The sequence below is a fragment of the Ruania zhangjianzhongii genome (assembly GCF_008000995.1).
Classification (GTDB): Bacteria; Actinomycetota; Actinomycetes; order Actinomycetales; family Beutenbergiaceae; genus Ruania; species Ruania zhangjianzhongii.
This window is the reverse complement of record NZ_CP042828.1, coordinates 2,810,516-2,833,125: the sequence shown is the minus strand read 5'-3', so window position 1 is coordinate 2,833,125 and position 22,610 is coordinate 2,810,516. Positions and strand designations below refer to the sequence as shown.

26 protein-coding genes are annotated in these 22,610 nt (G+C 68.0%); 15 read left to right on the top strand and 11 right to left on the bottom strand.

Annotated features, from left to right (window positions below; all coding sequences use genetic code 11):
• Positions 1-71: 71 nt before the first annotated feature.
• The 4 genes from helR to FU260_RS13170 form a co-directional block, all read right to left on the bottom strand.
• Positions 72-2,315 carry an RNA polymerase recycling motor ATPase HelR gene (helR, locus tag FU260_RS13185; protein WP_147917480.1) on the bottom strand — a complete coding sequence of 748 codons (2,244 nt, stop codon included), beginning with the start codon at positions 2,313-2,315 and terminating at the stop codon, positions 72-74.
• Between the two features lie 110 nt (positions 2,316-2,425).
• Complete coding sequence (locus FU260_RS13180) at positions 2,426-3,565, bottom strand: RNA polymerase sigma factor (RefSeq protein WP_147919483.1); 1,140 nt, start codon at positions 3,563-3,565, stop codon at positions 2,426-2,428.
• 5 nt (positions 3,566-3,570) lie between these two features.
• A complete protein-coding gene (locus tag FU260_RS13175; protein ID WP_147917479.1) occupies positions 3,571-3,975 on the bottom strand; it encodes a YciI family protein in 405 nt (134 codons plus the stop codon).
• A gap of 101 nt (positions 3,976-4,076) precedes the next feature.
• Complete coding sequence (locus FU260_RS13170) at positions 4,077-4,883, bottom strand: plasmid pRiA4b ORF-3 family protein (RefSeq protein WP_147917478.1); 807 nt, start codon at positions 4,881-4,883, stop codon at positions 4,077-4,079.
• A 134-nt stretch (positions 4,884-5,017) separates the two neighbouring features.
• Between FU260_RS13170 and FU260_RS13165 the strand changes: the two genes are divergently transcribed.
• From FU260_RS13165 to FU260_RS13145, 5 genes are all read left to right on the top strand, one after another.
• On the top strand, positions 5,018-7,108 hold the full coding sequence (locus FU260_RS13165; RefSeq protein WP_147917477.1) for a cytidylate kinase family protein: 2,091 nt from the start codon (positions 5,018-5,020) through the stop codon (positions 7,106-7,108).
• 47 nt (positions 7,109-7,155) lie between these two features.
• Positions 7,156-9,321 carry a glycoside hydrolase family 3 protein gene (locus FU260_RS13160; RefSeq protein ID WP_147917476.1) on the top strand — a complete coding sequence of 722 codons (2,166 nt, stop codon included), beginning with the start codon at positions 7,156-7,158 and terminating at the stop codon, positions 9,319-9,321.
• A 120-nt stretch (positions 9,322-9,441) separates the two neighbouring features.
• Positions 9,442-9,705: a type II toxin-antitoxin system Phd/YefM family antitoxin gene (locus FU260_RS13155; RefSeq protein WP_147917475.1), complete on the top strand. Its 264-nt coding sequence runs from the start codon at positions 9,442-9,444 to the stop codon at positions 9,703-9,705.
• The gene (locus tag FU260_RS13150) at positions 9,702-10,097 is read left to right on the top strand and encodes a type II toxin-antitoxin system VapC family toxin (RefSeq protein ID WP_147917474.1); all 396 of its coding nucleotides are present in this window, start codon (positions 9,702-9,704) and stop codon (positions 10,095-10,097) included. The genes FU260_RS13155 and FU260_RS13150 overlap by 4 nt, the downstream gene beginning before the upstream one ends.
• 32 nt (positions 10,098-10,129) lie before the next feature.
• Complete coding sequence (locus FU260_RS13145) at positions 10,130-11,029, top strand: aminoglycoside phosphotransferase family protein (RefSeq protein WP_147917473.1); 900 nt, start codon at positions 10,130-10,132, stop codon at positions 11,027-11,029.
• Here the strand turns inward: FU260_RS13145 and FU260_RS13140 are convergent.
• Positions 11,022-11,600 (bottom strand): CGNR zinc finger domain-containing protein, encoded by a 579-nt coding sequence (locus FU260_RS13140; protein ID WP_147917472.1) that lies wholly within the window; start codon positions 11,598-11,600, stop codon positions 11,022-11,024. The two genes, FU260_RS13145 and FU260_RS13140, sit on opposite strands and share 8 nt — an antisense overlap.
• Positions 11,601-11,701: 101 nt before the next feature.
• Here FU260_RS13140 and FU260_RS13135 point away from each other — a divergent pair, with 101 nt between their 5' ends.
• Both FU260_RS13135 and FU260_RS13130 read left to right on the top strand, forming a co-directional pair.
• Positions 11,702-12,883, top strand: coding sequence for an epoxide hydrolase family protein (locus FU260_RS13135; RefSeq protein WP_147917471.1), 1,182 nt, complete (start codon positions 11,702-11,704; stop codon positions 12,881-12,883).
• A gap of 57 nt (positions 12,884-12,940) precedes the next feature.
• Positions 12,941-13,582, top strand: a complete 642-nt coding sequence (locus tag FU260_RS13130; protein WP_147917470.1) for a GNAT family N-acetyltransferase — start codon at positions 12,941-12,943, stop codon at positions 13,580-13,582.
• Between the two features lie 36 nt (positions 13,583-13,618).
• Here FU260_RS13130 and FU260_RS13125 read toward each other — a convergent pair whose 3' ends face one another.
• Complete coding sequence (locus tag FU260_RS13125) at positions 13,619-14,308, bottom strand: VOC family protein (RefSeq protein ID WP_147919482.1); 690 nt, start codon at positions 14,306-14,308, stop codon at positions 13,619-13,621.
• Between the two features lie 32 nt (positions 14,309-14,340).
• Positions 14,341-14,943 (bottom strand): GNAT family protein, encoded by a 603-nt coding sequence (locus FU260_RS13120; protein WP_147917469.1) that lies wholly within the window; start codon positions 14,941-14,943, stop codon positions 14,341-14,343.
• A 227-nt stretch (positions 14,944-15,170) separates the two neighbouring features.
• On the opposite strand from FU260_RS13120, the gene FU260_RS13115 reads away from it, so the two are divergent.
• From FU260_RS13115 to FU260_RS13100, 4 genes are all read left to right on the top strand, one after another.
• A complete protein-coding gene (locus FU260_RS13115; RefSeq protein WP_147917468.1) occupies positions 15,171-15,566 on the top strand; it encodes a type II toxin-antitoxin system Phd/YefM family antitoxin in 396 nt (131 codons plus the stop codon).
• A complete protein-coding gene (locus tag FU260_RS13110; RefSeq protein ID WP_147917467.1) occupies positions 15,451-15,708 on the top strand; it encodes a type II toxin-antitoxin system RelE family toxin in 258 nt (85 codons plus the stop codon). The genes FU260_RS13115 and FU260_RS13110 overlap by 116 nt, the downstream gene beginning before the upstream one ends.
• A 150-nt stretch (positions 15,709-15,858) precedes the next feature.
• Positions 15,859-16,071: a type II toxin-antitoxin system PemK/MazF family toxin gene (locus tag FU260_RS24615; RefSeq protein ID WP_413038342.1), complete on the top strand. Its 213-nt coding sequence runs from the start codon at positions 15,859-15,861 to the stop codon at positions 16,069-16,071.
• Positions 16,025-16,282: a type II toxin-antitoxin system PemK/MazF family toxin gene (locus FU260_RS13100; RefSeq protein ID WP_280527356.1), complete on the top strand. Its 258-nt coding sequence runs from the start codon at positions 16,025-16,027 to the stop codon at positions 16,280-16,282. The genes FU260_RS24615 and FU260_RS13100 overlap by 47 nt, the downstream gene beginning before the upstream one ends.
• A 374-nt stretch (positions 16,283-16,656) precedes the next feature.
• Here FU260_RS13100 and FU260_RS13095 read toward each other — a convergent pair whose 3' ends face one another.
• The 3 genes from FU260_RS13095 to FU260_RS13085 all read right to left on the bottom strand — a co-directional run bounded on the left by FU260_RS13095 (position 16,657) and on the right by FU260_RS13085 (position 18,499).
• A complete protein-coding gene (locus FU260_RS13095) occupies positions 16,657-17,037 on the bottom strand; it encodes a type II toxin-antitoxin system VapC family toxin (protein WP_147917466.1) in 381 nt (126 codons plus the stop codon).
• Complete coding sequence (locus FU260_RS13090) at positions 17,034-17,276, bottom strand: hypothetical protein (RefSeq protein ID WP_147917465.1); 243 nt, start codon at positions 17,274-17,276, stop codon at positions 17,034-17,036. Before FU260_RS13090 ends, FU260_RS13095 begins: the two co-directional genes overlap by 4 nt.
• Positions 17,277-17,431: 155 nt before the next feature.
• Entirely contained in the window at positions 17,432-18,499 is a 1,068-nt protein-coding gene (locus FU260_RS13085) for an acyltransferase (RefSeq protein WP_168211773.1), read from the bottom strand.
• Between the two features lie 55 nt (positions 18,500-18,554).
• On the opposite strand from FU260_RS13085, the gene FU260_RS13080 reads away from it, so the two are divergent.
• The 4 genes from FU260_RS13080 to FU260_RS13065 all read left to right on the top strand — a co-directional run bounded on the left by FU260_RS13080 (position 18,555) and on the right by FU260_RS13065 (position 21,678).
• Complete coding sequence (locus FU260_RS13080; protein ID WP_147917463.1) at positions 18,555-19,442, top strand: phosphotransferase; 888 nt, start codon at positions 18,555-18,557, stop codon at positions 19,440-19,442.
• A gap of 25 nt (positions 19,443-19,467) precedes the next feature.
• On the top strand, positions 19,468-20,163 hold the full coding sequence (locus FU260_RS13075) for a GNAT family N-acetyltransferase (RefSeq protein ID WP_147917462.1): 696 nt from the start codon (positions 19,468-19,470) through the stop codon (positions 20,161-20,163).
• A gap of 191 nt (positions 20,164-20,354) precedes the next feature.
• Complete coding sequence (locus FU260_RS13070) at positions 20,355-20,690, top strand: PadR family transcriptional regulator (protein ID WP_147917461.1); 336 nt, start codon at positions 20,355-20,357, stop codon at positions 20,688-20,690.
• A gap of 1 nt (position 20,691) precedes the next feature.
• Positions 20,692-21,678, top strand: coding sequence for a permease prefix domain 1-containing protein (locus FU260_RS13065; RefSeq protein ID WP_147917460.1), 987 nt, complete (start codon positions 20,692-20,694; stop codon positions 21,676-21,678).
• On the opposite strand, the gene FU260_RS13060 is transcribed toward FU260_RS13065, so the two are convergent.
• A complete protein-coding gene (locus FU260_RS13060) occupies positions 21,662-22,600 on the bottom strand; it encodes a GNAT family N-acetyltransferase (protein WP_147917459.1) in 939 nt (312 codons plus the stop codon). The genes FU260_RS13065 and FU260_RS13060 overlap by 17 nt on opposite strands.
• Between the last annotated feature and the right edge of the window lie 10 nt (positions 22,601-22,610).

The window sequence follows — 22,610 nt, the reverse complement described above, 5'->3', positions numbered from 1 at the left end:
CGACGAGATCTCCATCCGGGTGCGCCCGGCTGGCCCGCAGAGCTGGGGCGAGGTGTCGCAGCGACTGGGCGTCAGTCGCTGGTCAGCACCACCAGCTGCTGGGTGGCCCGGGTCATCGCCACATACCGGTCCACGGCCCCCTGGGTGCCGCTGCCGAAGGAGTCCGGATCCACCAGCACCACGAGATCGAACTCCAGGCCCTTGGCCAGCTCAGGGCTGAGGTGGTGGACTCGCGGGTGGTCGGCGACCGCAGCGGACCCGATCACGGCAGCGATGCCCTCGCTGTGCTCCTGGAGCCAGCTGGTGAGAACGCGCGTCAGGTCCGTGACCGGACCACGCGTGACGCCTGCGCCGGTACTGCGCACCGAGGTGGGCACGTTCGCATCGGGCAGCACACCGCGGATCACCGGCTCGGCCTCGGCCATCACCTCCTGCGGGGTCCGGTAGTTGATCGTCAGCGTGGCGAGGCGAGCCTCGCCGAACCCCACCCGGTCCAGGCGCTCGGCCCAGGACTCGGTGAACGGCCGCCGGGCCTGGGCCCGGTCACCGACCACGGTCAGGCTGCGGGACGGGCACCGGGCGAGCAGCATCTGCCACTCGGCGTCGGTGAGCTCCTGCGCCTCGTCCACCACCAGGTGAGCGAACGGACCGGCGAGGTCGTCGGTCGGCACGCGACGCTCCTCGCCCAGCGCAGCCTGCAGGTCCTGCCCGCGCAGCATCGACATCACCTGCATGTCCGAGTCGTCTGTCGCGATCAGATCATCCATGACGGCGGAGAGCCGGTTCCGCTCGGCGCTCGCCTCTGCCTGTGCTCGCCGGCGCTGCCGGGAGGCCTCCGGGTCACCGAGGCGAAGCCGAGCAGCGTCCAGGATGGGCAGGTCCGCCAGCGTCCAAGCGGAGTCTGCCGGACGTTGCAGGGCAGCGATCTCCGCCCGGCTCAGATGCGGCGCACACCTGCGCAGGTAGGCCGGCACCGACCACAGGTCGGCCACCACGTCGGTTGGCTCGAGCACCGGCCAGGCCCGTCCGAAGGCCTCCCGCAGGGTCGCGTGGGTCGTCAGCGTGCGGCGGAGGTGCTCCGTGGTGTCCTGCTGCTCCAGACCGTAGGCGTCGAAGCTGTCCGGATCCGCCAGGGCGAGTGGCGCGCCGGTCAGGCTCCCCGAGTCCTCGTCGAGGTCATCGTCGACAGCGGGAGTGACCTCGGCGAGCTTGTCGACGAGGAGGTCCACCAGGGCGGACCAGACCTCCTCCCGTGCGTCGTTATGTGGTGTGCCGCTCTCCGGGGTGGCGAAGGCCTCGGCCCAGTCCTGTGCGCTCACCCAGACGTCCGCCCAAGGGGTGCGGACCCGTAGTGGCTCGATGGGCGCCTCCTCGTACATCGTCACGGCGGGCTCCACTGCGGCCACCATCCGGGCATCCGCCTTCAGCCGGGCGACCTCGGGGTCGGTCTCCGCGGTCGCGGTCGCTCCCTGCGGTACCAGGCTGCGCACAGTGGTGGTCAGCACTCCTTCTTCACCCAAGCTCGGCAGCACATCGGCCACGTAGCTCAGATAGGGCTGGTGCGGGCCGACGAACAGCACCCCACCGCGGCGGTGACCCAGGCGGGGGTCGGAGTAGAGCAGGAAAGCAGTCCGGTGCAAGGCAACGACCGTCTTCCCGGTGCCAGGACCGCCGTCGACCACGAGCGGGCCCTGGGAGCTGGCGCGGATGATCTCGTCCTGATCGGCCTGGATGGTGCCGAGCACATCCCGCATCTGCTCGGTGCGGCTGGTGCCGAGGCTGGCGATGAACGCGGACTGGTCATCCAACGCGGTGCCGTGCGCGAGGCCCTCGGTGGTGAACGCCTCGTCCCAGTAGTCGGTGATCCGGCCGTCGGTCCAGCGGTACCGGCGGCGGCTGGTCAGGCCCATCGGCTGGGCATGTGTGGCGCCGAAGAATGGCGCGGCGGCGGGGGAGCGCCAGTCGATCAGCAGCGGGTTGCCGTCACCGTCGCTCAGACCGATCCGGCCGACATAGACGGTCTCGGCGCCGGCTGTGACCATCCGGCCCAGGCAGACCTCGAGACTGAACCGGCGGAGCAGGTTCAGCCGTGCAGTGAGCCGGTGGATCTGCAGATCGCGGTCCATCGCCTCCTGTCCACCGCCGCCTGGTGCCCTGCGCTCGATCGCGAGGCGTTCGGTCAGGTCGGTGGTGGTGTGGCGCAGGTGTGCGGCGATCGCGGCGAAGTGCGCGTCGTCGGTAGCGATCAGGGCCGGATCGGCCTTGGCAGTGAGGTCACGGGGAAGGTCGAAGGTGCTGGTGGTCAGGTCAGTCATGCACGTCACTCCGATCGGTGGAGTGCGCCACAGTAGGGGAAAAATTCGCGCCTCATGACGGCTTGTCGGAACTGGTATAACTGATAGTGGCGAGGGGAGAGCGGGGGCTCTCAGCGATCGGCGTTCAGCCGTGCCGCCTGGCGAAGCAGGTGGTGACGTTCCGGAATGCTCGCCGCGTGCCCGGCGGCCTCCGCGTACAGCCGCGCAGCCTGCGCGTGATCGCCGTCGGACTCGTGCAGATGTGCGGACACCGCGGTGTAGCGGGGGAGTGCAGGGTCGAGTGCGGCCAGCGCTGCGAGTCCGGCGCGGGGGCCATCAGCTTCACCGAGGGCAACAGCCCGGTTGAGCCGGTGGATCGGGCTATCGGTGAGGGCGACGAGTTCGTCGTACCACTCGGTGATCTGGACCCAGTCGGTCTCGGCAGCGTCCCGGGCGTCGGCGTGCAGCGCGGCGATCGCGGCCTGTGCCTGGTACTCGCCCAGCTGGTCGGTGGCCAACGCCTCCTGCAGGATGGCGATGCCCTCGGCGATCAGGTGGGTGTCCCACTGCCCGCGGTTCTGGTCCGGGAGAGGGACCACCTCGCCGTCGGCCGTGGTGCGTGCTGCGCGGCGAGCGTGGTGCAGCAGCATCAGTGCCAGCAGCCCGGCGACCTCGGGGTGTGCGGTCATCCGGTGCAGCTGCCGGCCGAGCCGAATCGCCTCTGCGGCCAGGTCGACATGACCGGAGTAGCCCTCGTTGAAGATCAGGTAGAGCACCCGGCAGACGGTGGCGATATCGCCGGGCCGGTTCAGCGGTTCGGTGGCGATCGTGCGTTTGGCGCGGCTGATCCGTTGGGCCATCGTGGCTTCCGGCACCAGGGTGGCCGCGGCGATCTGCCGGGTGGTGAGGCCCCCGACGGCGCGCAGGGTCAGCGCGACGGCGGAGGCGGGGGTGAGCCTCGGATGGGCGCAGAGGAAGTACAGCTGCAGGGTGTCGTCCGTGGCCGTGCTGACTGGCGAGGCAGGTTCGGTAGCGGTCACCTCTTCGCGGCGCGCCCGGGCGTCCTCGGAGCGGACCAGGTCGAGGAACTTGCGCCAGGAGACGGTGACGAGCCATGCCTGGGGATCCCGAGGCGGCCGGTCCGGCCACGTGCGCAGTGCTTCGATGAGCCCTTCCTGGACGGCGTCCTCGGCCGCAGCGAAGTCTGCTCCGCGGCGGACGAGGACGCCGATCACGCGGGGCACGAGGCCCCGCAGGAGTGCCTCGTCGATCCCGATCACGCCGTCGTGTCGGGGGTCTCGGTGAGGAACGGGCGCAGCTCGAGCCATTCGTGGATCGGCGCACCCCCGGCACCGGGGGCGGCAGAAAGCTCACCGGCCAGCTCGACGGCGCGGTCGTAGCTGTCCACGTCGATCACCATCCAGCCGGCGATCAGGTCCTTCGTCTCCGCGAACGGACCGTCGGTGACCGGCGGCTTACCGGCGCCGTCGAACCGGACGAACGTGCCGTCGGGGGAGAGGGCCTGAGCGTCGACGAACTCCCCGGTCTGCTCCAGATGCGCGGCGAAGTCGTTCATGAACTGGACGTGGGCGGTGACCTCCTCGGGCGTCCACTGGTCCATCGGCACGTCATTCACGCTGGTGGGGGCGCCGCGGTAGTGCTTCAGCATCAGGTACTTCATCGTCTCTCTCCTTCGATGTGCGGCAACCGGGAGTGGTTGCGGGTATTCAGGAGACGGAACTGGGACGGGTTTCTCGACATCGCTGAGCGACCAGCTGTCGATCAGTGCCGAAGCTGCGCCAGGAGGGTCTCGGCCAGCTCCTCGTCTCCCGGGCCGCGGCGGAAGGTGAGCCGGTTGACGATGGAGAGCGCGACGGCTTCCATGCTCCCGCGCTGCTGAGCCAGGACCATCCGGATGCCAGCGGCCACCTCGTGCAGATCGTTGTCGATCTCCCGCCCGGTGATCGCGGCTAGATAGCGACCGACGTCCTCGGCCTCGACTGCCGCACGGACCTCAGCGATATCCACCGGTTCGGCCTGGTTCTGCTGCGGCCATGCGCCATCGAGCATCGGGTGCGGTGCGTTGGGGCGGCGTGGGGTGCGTCCCTGCCCGTCGTCGTCGGCCCAGCGGCGCCCGTACTGGTCCGGCATCGCGCCCCAGCCCCAGTAGGACAGGGGAGCGCTGGGGCGAATGCCGAGCACCTCCACCGGATCGACCTTCTCCTCCTCGATCACACACCGATGGGTCCAGTCGTCGCCCAGATCGAAGACGAACCGGAACTCGGCGCCCGGCTGCAGTGTCTTTGCCACTTTGGCCGAGTCCATGTCGAGGCCGAGTGTGATCGGCCCGAAGGGCGACTCGGTCAGCTCGCCGACCGTTTCACTATCCGCGACCAGGGTGCCGTCCGCGAGCGTAAACATCGACAGGTGGGACAGGTCCCAGCGGGCGAAGGCGCCGTTGATCGCATGTGCCAGGTCGGCGAATGTGTGCGAGGGCCCGACTGCGAAGATCCGGCCGGGCCATGGCCAGAATTCTTCACCGCGGCCGCCCAGCAGCTCAACGGTGACGGACAACCAGCTTCGCGCCATCCCGGCAGCATGTCACGCGGGCAGCCGCACCGTCACCTAGGGACAGCGGCGGCGCACGCGACGGCATCCTGACCTATAGTCAGAGTTAGTTGTCAGGTCAACTTGTCACCGACGGAGTTGAGAGGGAGCGGGCGATGGCGGAGAAGTCCGGGAGGACCGGGGGTACGCTCTCCGGCGGCCAGGTGTTCTCCTACTCCCTCGGTGACGTCGCGAACAACTTGACGTTCATGATGACGTCGATGTTCCTCATGGTCTACATGACCGACATCGCCGGGCTCTCGGCCGGGGTGGCGGGCACGATCTACGGTGTCACCAAGATCTGGGCGGGTGCCGCGGACCTGATCGCGGGCCAGGTCGTCGACCGGACGAACACCCGGTGGGGCCGGTTGCGCCCATGGCTGCTGTTCGGCAGCACGCCGTTGGCGATCGTGTTCGTCCTCCTCTTCAGCGTGCCTGCCGGTCTCAGTCCCGCGCTGACGATCGCGTGGATCTTCCTGCTCGACGCGGCGTTCCAGCTGGCCTACTCCTTCGTCAACATCCCCTACGGCTCCTTGGCAGCCGCGATGACGCAGGACTCGGTGGACCGGTCGAAGCTGTCGGGCGCTCGGTCGATCACCAACTCGTTGACAGCAGTCGCACTGTCCGCTGTCGTCGCACCGCAGTTCCAGGACACCACCAGCGATGGTGTGCGGCTGCAGTTCACCCTGACGACGGTCGCACTCGGGCTCGTGGCCGTGGTCCTGTACCTGATCTGCTTCCGGAACACCAAGGAGGTCGTTCCGCGCAGCGCGACCAAGATCTCGCTCCGGCGCACACTGACAATGCTGCGACAGAACCGGCCGCTGATCGTGTTGTGCCTGGGTGCGTTCTTCCTCCTCGCCGCGATGTTCATGATGAACGCCGTGGCGATGTACTACGCGCGCTACGTGCTGGGCAATGCGGCCTGGTACATCTTCCTGACGATCGCCCAGACCGTGGGCACCGTGCTGATCGCCTCGCTGGTGGCCGGGATCACCTCGCGGTTCGGAAAGCGCAACGGCTATATCGGTGCAGCGATGGTCACCATCCTGGCGTTCGTGCTGATCTACCTCGTGCCAGAGGGCAGTCTGCCGTTGGCGATCGTGGCCTGGTTCCTGTTCGGCCTCGGCACCGGCGGCACCAACGCGCTGATGTTCTCGATGCAAGCGGACACGGTGGACTTCGGTGAGTGGAAGACCGGGTTGCGCTCCGAGGGTGGCTCCTACTCGATCCTCTCCTTCATCCGGAAGTGTGGTCAGGGAGTCGGCGGCTGGGCCGGCGCAGCCCTGATCGGCGCGTACGGATACGTGGCACAGGCCGATGTGCAGGATGCGACGGCGCAAGAGGGCATCCGACTGGCCACCGGTCTGGTGCCCGCTGCGATCGCGGTCGCAGCCACTGTGGTGATGATCTGGTACAACCTGAGCGTCGATCAGCACAAGGAGCTCGTCCGGGACCTGAACGCCCGTCGCTCGGTGGGCGCGGTGAGCAGCAACTATGGGGTTGATGCCTCGCGGGTGCGTGTCGACGGTCTGGGCGATGCCCGGGACCTCCTCCTGCGCCCTCGGGACCGGGGAACGCTGCCGGTGGTGACGATCTTTGAACGCGAAGGTGCCGGCGCCTCGGACATCGGGCCAGCGGTCGCGAAGAAGCTGGGGGTGAAGTATGTGCCGCAGAAGTTCAGCTCCGACCAGGTCGCCGATGCCGATGCGCAGTTGCTCACCTCGGACAGCGCCTTCGATCGCTGGCTGCGTACGGTCTCCTACACCGGCACCCAGGACGCGGACATGGCTCGGGCAATCGAGACTGCCGAAGACCATTCCGTCGCCGAGCGCAACCGCCTGGAACTGTTGAAGTTCGCCGAGGACGGTGCCGTGATCGCCGGTCGTAACGGCGCGGTCGTGCTCGGCCGTGCCGTCGGAGCGCTGCACGTGCGGTTGACGGCTCCGCTGCCGATGCGTATCCAGCGGGTGATGTCCAAGACCGAACTGGACGAGCGCGGCGCCGAGGCGAGGATTGATTTCGAGGACAGTGTGCGCGCCGAGATGTCCCGCAACCTGTACCAGTGGGACCCACACACCGATGAGTCCTACGATCTGGTGATCAACACCGGCACGGTGACCTATGCGCAGGTGGTCGACATGATCGTCGGCTTCTACCGCAGCAAGTACCCAGAGGCGGGCGCGAATCCGCCGTCGAACGCCTGAACGCCTGACCTGCCAGCGCACGGCAGCCCGATAGAAGCGAGGAATCGATGCCCACTCCTGAGCAGCCCACTCTCGGTGTCCGGACCAAGGCGACCATCGCCGTCGACGGCCTGCACTTCCGGGACCTCGACGGCGACGGGCAGCTGGCGCCGTACGAGGACTGGCGACTGCCTGCCCAGGAGCGGGCCGAGGACCTGGTGGCCCGGATGACATGGGCCGAGAAGGCCGGGCTGATGCTCATCGACACGGTGAACGCCCAGTGGGGCGGCAGGCCCACCGATGTAGCCGCGGAGTACATCGGCGGACAGCACATGCGCCGGATCATCTTCCGGAACGTGGTGGCAGTCCCCGGTCAGGAGCGCCAGGGTGACGATTCCCACCCGTTCGTCGCGGGGTCGTCAGTGACAGCGGAGCAGGCCGCTTCGTTCATGAACGAGGTGCAGGAGCTGGCCGAGGGGAGCCGGCTGGGAATCCCGGTGCTGGCCAAATCGAATGCCCGGAACCACATCGATCCGGATGCCCGGGCCGGGATCAACGAGAGCAACGGCGCGTTCAGCGGGTTTCCGAAGGAGGCCGGTCTGGCCGCCGCGGCTCTGGGCGCGGGCAGCATGGAGCCGATCTCGGCCTTCGCCAAGGTGATGGGCGCCCAGTGGCGCGCGATCGGGCTCCGCGGGATGTACGGGTACATGGTCGACCTGATCACTGAACCGCGCTGGTACCGCACGCACGAGTGCTTCAGCGAGAGTGCCGACCTGACCAGCGACATCGTCACTGCGCTGCTGGGCACCTTGCAGGGGCCGGAGGTGACCGATGGTTCGTCGCTGAGCCCGGCGTCGGACGTCGCGCTGACGATCAAGCATTTTCCCGGCGGTGGACCGCAGGAGCGAGGGCTCGACCCGCACTACTCCTTCGGCAAGACCCAGGTGTATCCCGGGGGGAACTTCGGCCAGCATCTGCAGCCGTTCCGGGCCGCGGTGGCCGGCGGCGCGGCCGCGATCATGCCCTACTACGGGGTGCCGATGGGGGTGACCTACGAGGGTGTGCGCTATGACGAGATCGGGATGGCGTTCAGCGACCAGATCGTGGGCGGCTTGTTGCGGGAGAGCCTCGGCTTCGCCGGTTATGTCAACTCCGATACCGGGATCGTCACCGACCGTGCCTGGGGACTGGAAGAGGCGAGTGTGCCGCAGCGGGTGGCCGCTGCCATCAACTCCGGTACCGATACGCTGTCGGGTTTCCACGACATCGACGTGATCACCAGCCTGGTCACCGACGGTCTGGTGAGCGAGGAGCGGATCGACCTTGCCGCGCGGCGCCTGCTCGTGCCGATGTTCCTGATGGGACTGTTCGAGAACCCGTACGTGGATGAGACGGCGGCGAATGCCGTGCTCGCCAGCCCGGAGCACGGTGAGACCGCTCTGCAGGTGCAGCGCCGCTCCGTGGTGCTGCTGCAGAACCGGGACCGGGCCGACGGTGCTGGTCGGGCGCTGCCGCTGCAGCCGGGGGCGAGGGTCTACGTGCTGGGCGAGGTGGACACTGACGTGCTCACCGCCGCCGGGTTCGAGGTGGTGGATGGCAATGCGGAGGACCGGCCGAGCGCCCAGGGAGCGGATCACGTGGTGGTGCGGCTGAGCGCGCTGACGCTGGGTACGGGGGAGTACCGGAGCGCGGAGGCCACCTCCGGGATGCGTCCGGACAAGATCAACCCGATCGTGTTCCCCGGAGTGCGCGGGCTGGATGGGCGCAGCCCCTATGGTGCGGCGGACGCGGGCGTGGCCTACGGCGCCGAGGCGAGCACCGATGACGGGCTACCGTTCGGTGGCCCGTTGCCCTGGGAGAGCACAGTGATCGACTTCTCTGGGATGGAGGAGGCCGAGTCGTGGCGGGTGCGGCCCTCGTTGCGGACCATCCAGGAGGTCATCGGTGAGGTGGGCGATGCGACCAAGGTGGTGCTGGATGTGTACTTCCGTCAGCCGTTCGTGCTGGACGAGGCGAGCGGCCTGCGCGAGGCAGGGGCGATCGTGGCGACCTTCGGTATCTCGGACGAAGCTCTGCTGGACGTGCTCACCGGTCGATTCTCTCCTCAGGGCCGGATGCCGTTCGCCCTGGCCGGTACACGGGCGGCCGTCGAGGAGCAGGCGAGCGATCTTCCCGGGTACGAGGGCACCGCGGATGGTGAGCTGTTCAGCTACGGGCACGGCCTGACGTACTGAACCACCGGAGGACGGCGACGCAAGAGTTCCCCCGGGTGCTCCGCCGTCGATGATGAGTGGTGTAGCGAGAGCGCCCTTCGCCTGCGGTTGCTACAGTTGCTACAGAAGGAGGTGGCGGCGATGGAAAGCATTCCGCACCGGCAGTTGAGGAACGAGAGTTCTCGGGTGCTTGCCCGCGTGGCCAAGGGCGAGTCGTTCACGGTCACCAATCACGGCGAAGCGGCCGCGGTGATCGGGCCGCCGGGGGCGCGGCCCCTTGACGACCTCGCCGCGGCAGGGCGGCTCCGCCCGCCGCGTCCGGACCGACGCTCACTCCGCGATCTGCAGCGGACCAAGAACGTCACCAGTGCCGAGCTGCTGGAGGACCTGCGGGGCGATCGATGATCCGGTACCTCGACACCTCAGCAGCGCTGAAGCTCCTCGTGGATGAGCCGTTCGCCGATCTCCTTGCCGACAGCCTCGAAGACTCCATGGCGCGCGGGGACGACGTGGTCGCGTCCTGGCTGCTCTACACAGAGCTCCACTGCGCCGCATATCGCCGACGGGGGATCGCGGCGGAGTCGGTGAACGCCGTCTTGGATGCGCTCGCGTTGATCGATCTCGAACGCGAGGACATGATCCGAGCCGGCACGTCGGCGTGGGGGCTGCGAAGTGCTGATGCGCTGCACCTGGCAACAGCGCTACGCGTACAGGCCGACGAACTGCTCACCTACGACCGGGAACTGCTGCAAGTCGCCGGGCGGGCCGGCGTGCGGTGTGTGGCACCGGGATCCTGAATCTTCTTGCGCCGTGGACATAGCCTTGCTGGGTGATTGATAGCGAGGAGCTCATCCAGGCGGGTGCGGGACTGCATGACAGGTTCGGGACTGAGGCGGCGTCCCGGTTCGGGGCGGACCTGCCGGACCGGCTGCGCGTGCTGACCAGCCAGTGGGGGATCGAGGTCGGCCCCCTCGTCGACTCCGGCGCAAGCGCCGTGGTGCTTGGGGCGCTGCTGGCTACTGGTGAGCCTGCAGTGGTCAAGGTGAGTCCCGACGCCGAGGCGCTGGCGCGTCAGGTGTGGATGCTGGAGCACCTCGCGCCTACGGGACGAGTGCCGGCGGTCTATGACGCGGCGGTAGGTGCCGTGCTGATGGAGCGGGTGCTGCCGGGGGAGGAGGCCGGAACCGACGGCCGGGTGCCGCCGAGCGAGGAGGAGTGGGCAGATCTGCTGCGCGACCTCCACTCCACCGCGCCGGCACCGGTGGTCGACCGGCTGGATGATCGCTGTGCGGACATGTTCGAGCGGATCGGTGCCCGTCAGGCCGTGGAGGGAGTCCGGGCACAGGTGCCCGATGCCACCTGGGAGCGTGCTATTGAGGTCTGCCGCCGGCTGCTTGAGGGCGGGGGCGATCAGGCCGCGATCCATGGTGATCTGCACCTCGGCAACGCGCTGACCAGCGATCAGCACGGGCTGGTAGCAGTGGATCCGAAGCTGTGCGTGGGGGACCGCTGCTTCGACATGGTGGACTTCGTAGCCGTGGCCGGCGATACGGAGCAGATGGCAGCGCGCGCTCGACGGCTCGCCGGGCTCACCGGCGTGGACCCTGACCGGCTGCTGGCCTGGAGTGCGGTCAACGCGGTGGTCACCGCCATCTCGCGGATCACCTGGTTCGGGAGCGATCAGCGCAGTCAGGAGCTCCTGGCGTTCTCCGGTCGCTACCTCAGATAGCGGCGGGGCCAGTGGTCTTGACCTGGCTCGCCTTGAAGCGCGCCTTCTTCTGACGATTCCCGCAGGTGTTCATGTCGCACCACCTGCGGGTGCGGCTCTGGCTGGTGTCGAAGAAGGCGGCTCGGCAGGTCGGCGATGCGCACAGCGCCAGCCTGCCGTCCCGCTCGCCGGCAATGATGCTGATCGCGTCGGCGGCGATCACGCCGAGCGCATCCTCGAGGCCGGACGCCGCACGCAGGCGCCAGTGCCGCTCGCCCTCCGGGGTGAGGATCGCTGCTGCCCGACCTTGACCGCTGAAGTCATTGATGCTCTGGACAGCCGGGGGAGGGAGCGGCTCCTGGCGCGCGGCCGCCGTCGCTGCGGCGTGAATCGCCTCTCTCAGCTCCCTGGCGCGGTCGAGCTGGGCCGAGGTGCCGGACGCCACAGCGAGACCACTGACCGTCAGCCAGTCGACGAGCCGTTCCGGCGTGGGAATGCGCTCCACGGCGTCGCCCCGGCGCTCCGTCAGCGTCGCCGTGAAGCTGGTCGCCAACACGCTGCCAAGGCGGAAGTCCGGGTATGCAGCAGACATGGAACCACCATAGCCGGTTGCGCGGCACCATCCAGCCTGGTAGAACCGGCTTAGCCGGTTCGCAGATCGCGCGGGCGGTTCCACGACAGTCTGGAGAACTCATGCTTGGTCTCACCGGCGAGGTAGAACCATTCGACGCGCACCAACCGGAGGGCGACCTCGAGGATCTGCGCGCACGGTTGGCTGCAGCGCGGCTTCCGGAAGCCGAAACGGTCGCCCGTGCCGGGCCCAAGGCTGACCGATGGGGCCAGGGCGTTCCGCTGACCGATCTTGTGGATCTCGCGACCTACTGGCGGACCGCGTACAGCTGGCGGTCGTTCGAAGAGCGCCTGAACCGGATCGGCCAGTTCCGCACGACCATCGATGGTCTCGGCATCCACTTTCTGCACCGCCGATCCCCGCGCGCAGATGCCACCCCGCTGATCATGACGCATGGGTGGCCAGGCAGTATCGCCGAGTTCATCGATGTGGTGGATGAACTGGCGGACCCGAAGCGTCCGGATGTGCCGGCGTTCCACGTCGTGGTGCCATCGTTGCCGGGATTCGGTTTCAGCGAGAAGCCAGCGACGACGGGGTGGGGAGCCGGCAGGATCGCGGCCGCCTGGGTGACGTTGATGGAACGGTTGGGCTATGGCACCTTCGTCGCTCACGGCGGTGACTGGGGAGGGGTGGTCACCACTGTTCTCGGCGGGAGGTTCCCGGAGCAGGTTCTCGGCATCCACACCACGTTGGCGCAGCCACCGCCCGGGTTGACGATGGACGGGCTGAGCTCGGCCGAGCGCCGCTGGGCTGAGGAGACCCGCGATTTCTGGCTCCACCATGCGGCGTACGCGAAGCAGCAGGCCACCCGGCCGCAGACCATCGGCTACTCGCTGGTCGATTCACCCATCGGTCTCCTCGCCTGGATCCTGGACAAGTTCGCTGACTGGACCGATACCGACGACGGCCCGTTCGAGACAGTCTCGATCGACAGAGTGCTCGACGATGTCACGCTCTACTGGCTGACGCGGACGGGTGCATCGGCGGCACGCATCTACTTCGAGAGCCACGGCGGTGTGAATGCAGTCGATCCCGAGCTCGTGGTCGATGTCCCGTCAGCGATCAGCGTCTATCCCCGGGACATCGAGAAGTGTCCTCGCACCTGGGCGCAGGAACGGTACCGCCAGATCGTCCGATGGAGCGAGCCGGAGGCCGGGGGGCACTTCCCGTCGCTGGAGGTACCGGAGTACTTCGTGACCGATCTGCAAGATGGTCTGGCGGCAGTGCTGGCAGCGCATCGGTGAGCACGCTCAGCTGCTGGCCCCGGGGGAGCGGGGGAGTCGGTCAACTACTGTGTGCGGGTGTCGACCGATCCGCTGCTGGCGCTCACCGTGACGACGCCGGTCCTGCAACTGTGCGGTGCTACCGAGGAGTTGCTCGACCGGCTGGCGGCGCACGTGCGCAACGGCCAGGCGGACGCGGAGCCGCCGCCGTTCGACGATCCGATCTCACTGTATGAGGCCGATCCTGAGCTCCGGGTGCAGAAGTGGCGGCAAGGAATCAACCGCGGGAGAGTGCGCTTCGACTCCGATTCCTGGCGTCTGTACTTCGCGGTAGTGGTCGACGGTGAGCCTGTCGGCATGCAGGATCTGCTCGGCGCTCGGGACGGGAATGATCGCACGGTGACCACGTTCTCGTGGCTCGCGGCCGCCTTTCGCGGCCGGGGAATAGGGCGGGAGATGCGGCACGCGATCCTGCACCTCGCCTTCGATGGGCTGGGAGCGAGCGAGGCCACCAGCAGCGCGTTCACGGACAACAGCGGGTCGAACGCCGTCTCTCGAGCACTCGGCTACGAACCCGACGGGATCGAGTGGCAGACCCGACGCGGCCAGCGGGCACCGATGCAGCGGTGGCGGCTGACGCGTGCGGTGTGGCAGCGGGAGCGCCGCGATGACATCCGGCTCGATGATGTGCAGGCAGCGTCGGTGCGACTGGGCTGGTAACGGCGGGCTCCACCCGCCCTGAGCCGAGCCGATGGGTCACTCCTTCTGCGCCGCTGAGATGTCGACGCAGACGATTCCCTCGTTGCCGTCCTGGTCGGCGATCACGGTGAGTGCGGGCGCCTCGCTGTCATCGACCACGGTCCCGCCAGCGGCGACGGCCGCCGTGATCCTCTGCTTGGCCACCTCGGGCGCCACGTAGACCTCGACATGGAACCGCTGACGCGTGCTCTCGTGATCGCCGGGGGGCCCGAACCAGAGGTTCGGTACCCGGCCCGTGGCATCTCGGACCTCGTCGTGGGCCTCGGCGCTCCCAGTCAGGATGGCGGTCCACACCGGCGCGATGGTCGAGGAGTCGGCGGTGTCGAGGCCGAGCTCGACCATGCTGACCGAAGCCGGGTCGGCGGCGAGCTTGTGGTCGGTGGCGATCTCGGTGATCCGTCGCGCCAGGTCGATGTCCTGCTGGGTCGGCCATTCGACGGCGAACTCGTCGCCCTCGTCATCGCGATAGATCGCGTTGGCGGTGATCAGCTTGAGGTCGACGTACCCGTTGCCGATCGACACGCTCGGGTGGTGCCGGAGCGCATCGCCTGCTTCGCCGACCGCGGCGACGAACCGCACGGCAGTGCCGAAATCATCGACCAGGTAGCGGGCGTGCAACCCCTGGGCCAGCTTGCGCCAGTCGGTCAGGTTGGCCTCGGCGATCTGTTCGCCCATCAACATGTCCATGGATCCGATTCCGTTCTCGTGGTGAGCCGCAGTCATGGTTGCACCGGCACCTCGATCGACATCACGCAGTTCTTCAAGCCCTTGGGCCGCAGGTAGGTGAAGCCGAGTCGTTCGTAGAGCCGGCGGGTGCCGTTGTAGAGGAACGACGACGACATCTTCTTCGTCTGCTGCGTCAGATCGTGTGGATAGGACTCGACCACACCGCCGCCCGCCTGCGCGATGAGGTCGAGGGCACCCCGGATCGCGGTCTCGGTGACACCTTGGCGGCGGTACCTGCGGTCAACGAAGACACAGGTGATGCGGTAGTCGGGTTCGCCCTCTTTCTCCGCGTCGTACTGTTTGCGATGGTGCAGGTTGGGCAACTCGCCCGGCGTGCCGAACTCCGCCCAGGCGATCGCCTCGTCGCCGGCCAGCACCAGTGCGGCGTGCGCAACGTCAGCTTCCACCAACTGCCTCTTGAATGCGCGGCTGCCTTCGTAGCCCGGCCCACGTTCGGCGCAGTCGTGGAAGTTAGTACACCAGCACCCACTGAAGATGCCGTTGTGCCGCTGGACGAGGGCCTCGAACGCCGGCCAGGTCTCGGTGCTGAGCGGGCTAACGTCGAACGTCGCGTCGACACCTGTGTCGCTACTCATCGATCCACCGTAGGACGATGACCGGATGATGCGGGCCCAAACCGCCGCCTTGTTGTCCTGCGATTGGAGGCGTGGCCGGACGTCATTGCGCTGTCTCGCGGTTGTACAGGCCCGCGTTTGTCGAGGACAGGCTTCAATTCGGCTCGGTGGCTGGGGGAGCGGGACCGGTCTTGCCAGCGAGCGGAAGATCGCTTGACCGCTGTCAGCGTGTGGCCACACTTGTAGCTATGAGCGTTGATGAGGCGATGGCCCTACGGGATGTGAAGAACCGGCTGTCCGAAGTCGTCGATCAGGTCGAGCGCGAGCATGACCGAGTCGTCATCACTCGCCACGGCAAGGCGGCAGCGGTTGTCATCAGCACTGAGGACCTCGCTTCGCTGGAGGAGACGCTGAAAGTCATGAGCCGGCCTAAGCTGATTGCCCAGGTACGTGACAGCATCGCCGAGATGGCTGCCGGCGACGTCGATGTGCTCAACAAGGAGACATCCTCGCCGCACTGCGTTCCTGATGGCGGAGCAGTACGAGGTCGCATGGACGGCGACGACAAAGCGCGTGCTGCAGCGACCTCCAGAGAAGGTCGCGACGGCCGCCATCGAGTTCATCTACGGCCCACTCGCGAGTAACCCGCACCGCGTCGGCAAAGCGTTGCGCTTCGACCTCGAAGGTCTCCACAGCGCACGCCGTGGCGATTACCGAATCATCTACCGGATCGACGATCGGGTCACCATCATCGCGATTGAGCACCGCTCGGACGTCTACCGTTGACGTTACCCGCCGCCGCGGTGGATCCGGCTCATCGCGAGGAGGACCTCGCGACCCTCGACCAGTACGTGGAACAGGCCGGCCTCGGGTCGAGGTCAGCCGCCGTCCAGCAGGCTATCCGCCGCCTGCAGGACCCGCAGTTGGAGGCGGCGTATGCCTCCGCCTGGGAGGAGTGGGCCATGGCGGGGGATGAAGACGCATGGAGTGCAGCATCCGCCGACGGACTCATCGATGCTGCGCGGCGAGATCTGCCTCGTCGATCTGGACCCCGTGCGAGGGGGTGAGGCCAATAAGCGTCGACCCGCTGTGCTCGTCAGCAATGACCGGGCCAATACGGTGGCTCAGCGGTTTGGTCGGGGGCTGTGACCGTTGTGCCGTCACCAGCAACGTAGAGCGCATCTTCCCGTTCCAGGTGCTGCTGCCTGCGGACGAGACGGGCCTGAGAGTGGATTCCAAAGCACAAGCTGAGCAGGTGCGCTCGGTCGCTGTTGAGCGGGTCGGCTCCGCGGTGGGCCGCGTTTCGCCTCGTGTCATGGCTGCGGTCGAAGAAGCGCTGCGCCTCCACCTGCAATTGTGACCGCAGGCTCCGCGGCAAATCCGGTCGCCGGGGGGAGGGCGACGCATGGTCGGATCGAGTACACGGACAATGAAATGACATAATGTACATTATCGGCTATGAGGAGGCTCCTCCGTGGCGATGTGCGCGAGACTGATGGTGATCTCCGGATCTTGGCCGTCCGGGGATGATGGTCGTTCCTACGGCGCAAGGTAGATGCGGACCTGATGGCGACGCCCCTCGGGGGTCACCCAGTCGGCGTCACGCCTGTCGACCAAGCTCCACCCCAAGCGTTCGTAGAGAGAGATCGCCGGACTGTCGTCATCGACGACGTCAAGCATGAGTTGCATGCCACGCCGATCGGTCCACTCCCGTGCGGCGGCCATTGGACGCCCTCAGCGCAGCAGCTCGATCCGACAGGCGGGTCCAGGCGCGTCGGCCAAGCGGGCGTCGGTGGTGATCAGCGCGGTGGCACCGATCATCTCGGTCAGCGCCACATACGTGGCGTCGTAGCCGCTGAGGTTGTGCCGCAGCGCCCATATCCGTGCGCGGAGCCAATCGGCGGGGTACCTGGCCAGAGTGAGTTGGGTGAATCCTTCCAGCGCCAGGCTCCCTTGGTTTTCGCTGAGAACCTGACGGCGTACCAGTCCCCGCAGCACGTGGGTGACTTCGCTGTCGATCAAGTGTGGTGCGGCGAGCTCTTCCTCGCCGAGTCGACCAGGATCAAGGTTGCCGGCGAGCAGTTCGACTATGACTCCGGCGTCGACGATCTTCAATCGCCGCGCCCCTCGTGCAGAACGGACAGGATCGTGTTGCGCTCCACCTTGCTGTCGACGGCGGCCTGTGTGCGTCGAATCGTACCGGCGTTTTCCTGCACGATCCGGCGTCGGCTGGCGAGTCCGTCCAGCTCGCGCTGCATGTAGCGGGTCAGCGAAAGTCCCTCTTCTTTGGCGGCTTCGGTGAGCGCATAGTGGACGTCGTCAGGAACGTCTCGGATGTGGATGACCTTTGGCATAACACCAGCATCGCACAGATGGGTGCACAGTGCACCCACTGACAGAGCGGGCTGGGACGAGGCGTCTGCTCAGTCACATGCGACGAAGGCCTGCGGTCACGGGCGCGATCGATGAACAGTGGAGATCCGCTGCGACGTCGACGTCGTTCTCGGACTCACAGCACCCGCCGCGCCACCGGAACCTTGCGCACCACCAGCACCACCGCCGTCGTGACGACGCTGACGACTGCGAACCGCAGCAGCAAGATCGGCCAGGCGGTCTCGGGCGCACCGAGGATTCCGGTCATCGTTCCGGCGCTCAGGATCAGGAGGTGCAGCGCGAAGATGCCCAAGGTGGCTGACCCCACCGGTGACGCCACGCGCATCACCCCAGGCCCGGTCAGCACTCCCCCGATGCCACCGGGTCGAATGAGCGTCTGTGCCAGCAGCAGGACCAGACAGGACAGGACGGCCACCGTCAGCCCGTAGTAGGTCGCCGGGAACCAGAGGTCGAGCCACTCCGGCGCCGCGGGGTTCTTCCACTGCCAGGTCAGCAGACCCATCAGGGCAACGGCCAGCGCGGCGGCGGGAACTATCGCCCAGCGCGGCAGCAGCACCCCGCGCAGCGCCCAGCCCATCAGATAGGCCCCGAGGTACGGGATCCACCAGGACCAGGCTGCCGTATGGACGCCCAGCGACTCTCCGCCCGGGAGCAGCGGCCAGGTGGACAGGACCGGCACGGACCAGGCTGCGACGGCGGCGATAAACCAGGTGCGACGGCGCGTGCCCGCCAGCCACGGAACAAGCACAGGGGTAAGGATCGAAAGCCCCAGCACGATCCAGAAGAAGTACAGATGTGGGGCCACTTCCCCGGCGAGCACCAGCCCGAGAGCGTCACGCCATCCCTGGCCCCAGTCGTCCGCCGTCGCCAGGAGGTAAACCAGATACGCGGCGTTCCAGAACACGATCGCGGGCACCAGCCGCGCGACCCTTTTGCGCAGGTAGTCACCGGTCCCCCGGAACCGACCCGGATCCAGCGAGAGCGCACCGGAGATCATCACGAAGACGGGCACCGCCCACATGAACGGCAGATCGAGAGCCCGCGCCACCCACCCGTCGACAGTCGTGGTCGAGCCACCACCAGCGGCAGTCGGACCGGCAGTGTGGATCAGCACGACTGCGTAGACGGCGACGATCCGCAGCCACGTCACCCACGGGATCGGTCCAGCGGTCGACGGCTGCACCCGGCTACTGTGCCACAGCGCTACGCTGACTGCTCCACCGAGGATCGGAAGGCCCATGCTGGACGCAGTACGGTTCGAGACGGACCTGGTGCGCGCCCTCCTGCAGGAACAACACCCCGATCTTGCCGGCCTCGAGCTGCGCGAGGTGCACGGTGGCTGGGACAACCAGCAGTGGCGGCTCGGCAAGCACCTGGCGGTGCGATTGCCCCGCACCGAACGGGCCCCGGAGCTGCTGCACCGGGAGCAGACCTGGCTGCTGCGATTCGCCGGCCGGCTCCCGCTACCCACGCCGGTCCCGGTGCACGCCGGCACGCCGTCGGACCTGTTCGCACACACCTGGAACATCGTGCGCTGGGTGCACGGCGAACCGGCCGACCGCGCGCCGATCAGCGAGCCCGACTCGGCACAGCTCCTCGCCGGATTCCTCACCGCACTCCATCAGCAAGCGCCACCCGAGGCCCCGGTCAACCCGCCCCGGGGCCTCCCCCTGGACCAGGTCGGGCCGGTCGACGGCCATTTCGAGCCGATCACCGACGCACCGCAGGTCGGAACACTGCGAGAGCTGTGGAGCGCGGCTGTCGCCGCACCGGCCTGGGCGGGTGAACCGCTCTGGCTGCACGGCGACCTGCACCCGGCCAACGTCGTCGTCCAGGACGGCCGGCTCGCCGGGGTGCTCGACTTCGGTGACCTGTGCGCGGGCGATCCCGCTTGGGATCTGGCCGCCGCCTGGCTTCTGCTGCCTGCCGGCGCCGCCGGCGCGTTCTTCGACGCCTATGCAGCGGCCGACGAAGCGACCATCACTCGCGCCCGCGGCTGGGCCATCCTGCGTGCCCTGGTGCTGATCCAGATCGGCGCGAACGGCAGGCTCGGCCGGGCCGGTGGCAAACCGACCTGGGAGCCCGCCGGCTACGCCGCGCTGGACCGGATCGTGACCGGAGCCTGAGCGAGCACTGTGATTCACTCCCCCTATGCACTCGCACACCCGCCACCGTCTCGACGGCTTCTGGGCTGCGTTGTTCGGTCCCGCCGTGGGCACCGAGGCGGGGCGAGTCGTCACGCACGGACTCCGGCTGGCTGGCTATCCCGGGGTCTACGCGGTCCGAGGTGACGGCCGGTGCTTCGTCTCCGCTCCCCCGGCGCTGACGTCACAGGTCCGTCAGTGGGCACCAGACGCCGACACAGTGCTCGATCCGTGCTGGTGGTCCGATCGACTGCCGGGTTGGCAGGTGCTCGGGCCCAGCGAGCATTCGTTCCTGGACCACACCTCGCTCCTCCCCGAGATCGTCGCCGCACGTCCGGCCAGCGGTGCCGAGGTCCGCGACGCGCTGCTCGGACGCGTCGTCGCTGCCGACTGGTCCGAGAGCGGTTTCGACTCCGACGTCGCCAATGCCTGGTTGCTCGAGGACGGTACCGGGCGTGCTGTTGCCGCTGCGAACCTCGCCGTCTTCGACGACGTCCCCGCTGATGTCGGCGTGCTCGTCGCGCCGGACGCGCGTCGTTGTGGCTACGCCACCGCTGTGGCTGCTGCAGCAGCTCGGTTCGCGGTCGAGAGGCACGGCATTGCGCGCTGGCGCACGCTGAGCACCACCAGCGCCTCGCGCGCGGTTGCGACCCGGCTGGGCTTCGAGCTCGACTGCACCCAGCTCGCGGTACGTCCGGCCTGATCGAGCGCCGCTACTCCCCCACTCCCCCGGGCTCGGGCGCTTCAGCGGAAGCGTCCTGAGATCAGAACCTCTGCGTGCAGGGCTGATCCGCGGCCGGCCCCGGCCGTCACGGCCATCAGCTCCCCTCCGCAGCGAGCCGATTTAACCTGTGCCATTGCCTATAGTGTGTGTCACACAGTATAGTGTGAAGTATGGTCGAGCCGTCAGTGATCGAGACGCATGTGCAGGAGCTGCGCCGCGGCACCGTGGTCCTTGCCTGCCTGCGACTGCTCGTCCGGCCCGGCTACGGCTACGGGCTGCTCGAAGAGCTGCAGGCGCGCGGTTTCGAGACTGATGCGAACACGCTCTACCCGCTGCTGCGCCGCCTGGAGAAGCAGGGTCACCTCAGCAGCGAGTGGAACACCGACGAATCCCGGCCCCGCAAGTTTTACCGCACCACTGCCGCAGGCGAGCGCCTGGCCGCGGCCCTGACCCACGAGTTCGGCGCCATTGCCGAAGCGATCACCGCACTCCCCCAGGAGACCTGAGATGGACACCACCACCCTCACCGAGCGCTACCTCGATGCGGCGATGCGCACAGTGCCAGAAGCCCAGCGGGCCGACCTCGCCGCAGAGCTGCGCACCTCGATCGAGGACCAGATCGAAGCCCGCACCGATGCCGGTGAGGATCCGGCCGCAGCCGAACGGGCCGTGCTCGAGCATCTCGGCGACCCGGACAAGCTCGCCGCAAGTTACACCGATCGACCGCTCTACCTGATCGGACCGCGCTACTTCCTCCTCTGGTGGCGGCTGCTCAAGCTCCTGCTCTGGATCGTCACTCCCATCGTCGCGTTCGCCGTCGCCCTGGGTCAGACCCTCGCCGGTGCACCGGTGGGCGAGATCGTCTCCACGACCTGGGCCAGCACCGTCGGCGCGTTCCTGCTCGTCTCGTTCTGGACGACTCTCGTCTTCGCCGTCATCGAACGCAGCACGGCAACGAGCAAGGAAGACCTGACCACACCGTGGACACCGGACCGACTGCCCGAGCCGCAGGCTTACCGCGTCCGGCTCTCCGATGCTGTCTCCGCCGTGGTGCTGGCGGCGATCACCATCGGCGTGATCGTCTGGGACCAGGCGTTCGGACTCGTCCGGCTCGGCGGCGAATGGCACTCGTTCCTGCACCCCAGCCTTTGGCCGTGGTGGTCCGGCGGCGCGGTCGTGCTGATGGTGGCGTCGGTGGCGGTGGCCGTGGGGGCCTATCTGCGCCACCGCTGGACCTACCGCCGAGCCGCGGTCAAGGCGATCCTGAACCTCGCCATCGCCGTGCCCGTGCTGTGGCTGATGGCCCAGAGCCGGCTGCTGAACAGCGAGCCGTGGCTAGCAGGAATCCCCGACGACGGCGCTCAGGTCGCACAGATCGTCACCATCCTGGTGGCGTTCGGGATCGTCGGGGTCTGCATCGGCGATGCGATCGACGCCTTCGTCAAGGCTCGCCGGTCCCATCGAGCTGCGCCGCCGGTCAGCCGATCGGCGTGAAGTCCATCCGCGTCTCCGTCTCCGGCCAGCCGGCGTCGGCGAACGCGCGCACCATCGGGTAGTTGGTCCGGTCGGTATCGGCGATCAGCGTGGTGGCACCGTCCGCGATCAGACCGGCGGTGGCGAGCGTGACCAGCTGGCGGCCGAAGCCGTGGCCCCGGGCCGTCTGCGCTACCCCGACGAACGCGAGGTAGCCGCGACCTGAGGTCATCGCGCGCCAGGACGCGAATCCCACCGGACCCTCCAGACCGGTGCCGTCCGCGTAGGCGAGGTGGATGCACTCCCAGGGATCAGCGTCCAGGACATCCTCCATCGCCTGGCGGGTGGCCGCCTCGAGGCCGTCACGCTCGATGAGTACCCGATCATGCGCATCGAGCGTCTCGCGCATGATCTCTCGCTGCAGATCGATCAGCCGAGCATCGTCCGGGCCGTGCAGCTGCTCCAGCCGCAGCGTGCTGGCGTCGTCCCCGGCCAACCCGGGTTCGGGCGTGAACTCGTAGTGGCACCGCTCGACCAACAGCTGCCATCCGGCCTCGGCCAGGGCGCTCACCACAGCGCGGACCTCCTCGGAAGTTGCGGGCAGACCCGGTGGTGCATACAGGCAGGCTTCCGCCTCCGGAAACTCGCGGGCTGCGGCCGTGGCAGCGCGCAACGCCGGGGTCAGTGCGGCGGGGTCGGCGGCACCGAAGTAGTCGAGGATCAGGCCGTCGGCGTGACCCAGACCGGCCACCACGGCGGCTGGTTCCCCGCCGCCGTCCAGGGCCGCCCAGACCCATTCGGGCCGGCGCTGGCCACGCTCGAACGCGGGCTGCAGATGCTCCATCCTCCGGAACCGCTGCTGGGTGGGGCTCTCGAACGGGGGCGGCGAGGCAGCGAGCCACCTGATCGCCTCGTCGGCCGAGGCGGGTTGAACAATCTCCAAGGACACAGTT

Bases quoted from the DNA above. Each gene is read 5' to 3' on its own strand.
- FU260_RS13075 (WP_147917462.1), top strand. From the start codon at position 19,468: ATGCACTCGCACACCCGCCACCGTCTCGACGGCTTCTGGGCTGCGTTG.
- FU260_RS13150 (WP_147917474.1), top strand. From the start codon at position 9,702: ATGATCCGGTACCTCGACACCTCAGCAGCGCTGAAGCTCCTCGTGGAT.
- FU260_RS13080 (WP_147917463.1), top strand. From the start codon at position 18,555: ATGCTGGACGCAGTACGGTTCGAGACGGACCTGGTGCGCGCCCTCCTG.
- FU260_RS13115 (WP_147917468.1), top strand. From the start codon at position 15,171: ATGAGCGTTGATGAGGCGATGGCCCTACGGGATGTGAAGAACCGGCTG.
- FU260_RS13070 (WP_147917461.1), top strand. From the start codon at position 20,355: ATGGTCGAGCCGTCAGTGATCGAGACGCATGTGCAGGAGCTGCGCCGC.
- helR (WP_147917480.1), bottom strand. From the start codon at position 2,315: ATGACTGACCTGACCACCAGCACCTTCGACCTTCCCCGTGACCTCACT.
- FU260_RS24615 (WP_413038342.1), top strand. From the start codon at position 15,859: ATGCCTCCGCCTGGGAGGAGTGGGCCATGGCGGGGGATGAAGACGCAT.
- FU260_RS13135 (WP_147917471.1), top strand. From the start codon at position 11,702: ATGCTTGGTCTCACCGGCGAGGTAGAACCATTCGACGCGCACCAACCG.
- FU260_RS13165 (WP_147917477.1), top strand. From the start codon at position 5,018: ATGGCGGAGAAGTCCGGGAGGACCGGGGGTACGCTCTCCGGCGGCCAG.
- FU260_RS13125 (WP_147919482.1), bottom strand. From the start codon at position 14,308: ATGGACATGTTGATGGGCGAACAGATCGCCGAGGCCAACCTGACCGAC.
- FU260_RS13170 (WP_147917478.1), bottom strand. From the start codon at position 4,883: ATGGCGCGAAGCTGGTTGTCCGTCACCGTTGAGCTGCTGGGCGGCCGC.
- FU260_RS13110 (WP_147917467.1), top strand. From the start codon at position 15,451: ATGGCGGAGCAGTACGAGGTCGCATGGACGGCGACGACAAAGCGCGTG.
- FU260_RS13100 (WP_280527356.1), top strand. From the start codon at position 16,025: ATGACCGGGCCAATACGGTGGCTCAGCGGTTTGGTCGGGGGCTGTGAC.
- FU260_RS13120 (WP_147917469.1), bottom strand. From the start codon at position 14,943: ATGAGTAGCGACACAGGTGTCGACGCGACGTTCGACGTTAGCCCGCTC.
- FU260_RS13065 (WP_147917460.1), top strand. From the start codon at position 20,692: ATGGACACCACCACCCTCACCGAGCGCTACCTCGATGCGGCGATGCGC.
- FU260_RS13090 (WP_147917465.1), bottom strand. From the start codon at position 17,276: ATGCCAAAGGTCATCCACATCCGAGACGTTCCTGACGACGTCCACTAT.
- FU260_RS13155 (WP_147917475.1), top strand. From the start codon at position 9,442: ATGGAAAGCATTCCGCACCGGCAGTTGAGGAACGAGAGTTCTCGGGTG.
- FU260_RS13160 (WP_147917476.1), top strand. From the start codon at position 7,156: ATGCCCACTCCTGAGCAGCCCACTCTCGGTGTCCGGACCAAGGCGACC.
- FU260_RS13175 (WP_147917479.1), bottom strand. From the start codon at position 3,975: ATGAAGTACCTGATGCTGAAGCACTACCGCGGCGCCCCCACCAGCGTG.
- FU260_RS13140 (WP_147917472.1), bottom strand. From the start codon at position 11,600: ATGTCTGCTGCATACCCGGACTTCCGCCTTGGCAGCGTGTTGGCGACC.